At 48.8% G+C, this 2072-nt stretch carries 2 protein-coding genes and 1 tRNA gene; 2 read left to right on the top strand and 1 reads right to left on the bottom strand.

The features are described 5' to 3' along the window. Positions 1 to 67: 67 nt before the first annotated feature. Positions 68 to 562, top strand: a complete 495-nt coding sequence (locus Q0294_RS22440) for a hypothetical protein (RefSeq protein ID WP_299469911.1) — start codon at positions 68 to 70, stop codon at positions 560 to 562. Between the two features lie 131 nt (positions 563 to 693). Here Q0294_RS22440 and Q0294_RS22435 read toward each other — a convergent pair. Next, positions 694 to 767: transfer RNA gene (locus Q0294_RS22435), tRNA-Arg, on the bottom strand. Between the two features lie 380 nt (positions 768 to 1147). On the opposite strand from Q0294_RS22435, the gene Q0294_RS22430 reads away from it, so the two are divergent. Next, positions 1148 to 2072, top strand: a 925-nt coding sequence (locus tag Q0294_RS22430) for a right-handed parallel beta-helix repeat-containing protein (protein WP_299469909.1), incomplete at its 3' end; no start/stop codon positions are given.

Below are 2072 nucleotides of genomic sequence, written 5' to 3'. Positions count from 1 at the left end.
TAGGGTGACATAAAATGGGTTTGAAAGTTGATAAAGATCTACCATTTAAAGATGTGCTGGCAGTGCCATGAATGAGAAGCATGCGTTTACTATCGAGCAGCTTCATCAATTCCGGCAACTCAGCAATCGGCTGAGACATCTCAAGATGTCGAAACAGGAAATGGCCGACCAGATCGCGAAATTGGAGAGAGAGCAGCGTCAGGCAGACGAGGAAGCCGCTGAAATGGAGGAACGCCTCAACGGCGAATTTGCAGAGCTTGCTGAGGTCGCCGATCTGTTCAGCACTGCCCAAGCAGTCCCAGACACCATTTTGCCCTTGGAAGAAACGAATTACGTCACGAGGGACAAGAAGGAGCTTCTGCTTGTCAACATGATGCGGGCGTACAAGCGAGCTAACCCAGACGCGAATACGATCACATACACAGAGGTCAAGAACACGCTGGCCGAGCAGTATAAGATCGAGACGAGAAGTATCGCCAACTTCTTTCTCGGCATCCTGTCGGACTATGAGACCGTCGGCGGCAATCGCAACAAGGCAATCGTCATTCCGAAAGACTACTAGCTCGCCCGATCCATTGGCGGCATGTTGTCGGAACTGTGCGGTCAGGAGAGGTTTTGGCGAGTTTTTGGCGGAAGCCAAACTCGCAAAAGACAGCGAAAAGCATTGTTTCCCTATCCGATTGATAGGGGGAGTACACCCGGAGGGATTCGAACCCCCAACCCCCGGTTCCGAAGACCGGTGCTCTGTCCAGTTGAGCTACGGGTGCTTAGTTGTTTTCTTTGACGCTTTGAATGCGACTCAGGTTCTTCGCGAACACATTCCATCGCGTATTTTACTCCAGCCAGTCGCTCATCTTCTGGTGCAACTTGTTGTGACTGTTTATGTTACTGAAATCAGGAACAGATGCAACTGCTGCGAAGGGCGATTCTAGCATTCCCGTCGTAAAAAACAAGCCGACCACGATTGTTGAACCTTAAAGGGGAGAATTCAGTCTGGCGTGATCAATGTCATATGACTTTCGCTGATTTTGAGACGATAGAATTTACTCATCGGCATTCGTTGCTGCTTGACTCTCTGATCTGATTCGGTTGTGATGGTGTTGATTACGTAAGAAAGTTAAGCTGAACCCGTATCGGCATGACTTCCGTGCGAACAGATTGTGAAGGGCGGCTGCATCTGGAGCTGCCCTCGATCCTGCATCCCGCTGCTTATCAACGAGAGGTCCTGCCTGTTATGAAACGTTCCCAAACTGCTTTTGCGTTTTCATGTTTACTGATGACTTTGGTGTTCCCGCTGAATTTGGGACAGATTATCGCAGGTCAGGAAAGTCAGTCGACTGCAAATAAACCGAAACTGGCTGGTGCGCGGCCTGTGATTTATGCGATCAATTATGCATCACTTCAGGAAGCCATCGATGCGATTCCGGAAGAAGGGGGAGTGGTTCAACTCCCACCAGGTAAATTTGAGATCGAAGAGCCTCTGGTCATCACCAAAGGGGATGTCCTGATAATTGGTTCCGGTTCGGCGACTCATATTCATAATAAAAATGAAGCAGGTAAAGATGCGATTTCCATTCACCCGCCGGCGGACGCCAAGCTTCCGGATGGCAAAAAAGATCCGAAACCTCGCATCTGGCGTGTACAGTTACAGAATTTTCGCGTGACCGGTAATGAAAAAAGTGGACGGGGAATCAACGCCAAATGGGTTCAGGAAATCTACGTTCATGGAGTGACCTGCAGTTATCATGGCGGTGACGGGATCTTACTGGATTTCTGTTTTGAAGACCCCCGTGTTTCTGATTGTCTGATCACATATAATAAAGCGACCGGGTTGAATGCCATCGGCTGTCACGACATTGTCGTTTCGGCAAATCACTTTGAAGAAAATCTGGACGCGCTGCATTGTATTGATGGATTTAACCTCTGTATGAGTGGCAATAACCTGGATGATCATCTGCGCGATGGCGTGATTATTGAAAATACTTACGGTTCGATCGTCTGTGCGAACATGATCGAACAATGCCAGGGCAGGGCGATTGTTCTCGACAAGGAATGTTATGGAATCACGCTGT

The organism is uncultured Gimesia sp. (assembly GCF_937919775.1).
Classification (GTDB): domain Bacteria; phylum Planctomycetota; class Planctomycetia; order Planctomycetales; family Planctomycetaceae; genus Gimesia.
Note: the sequence above shows the minus strand (reverse complement) of the source record. Positions and strands in the feature narration are given on the sequence as shown.

What these genes read in the sequence shown, in the direction of transcription:
- Q0294_RS22440 (WP_299469911.1), top strand. Translation starts at nt 68, where the DNA reads ATGAATGAGAAGCATGCGTTTACTATCGAGCAGCTTCATCAATTCCGG.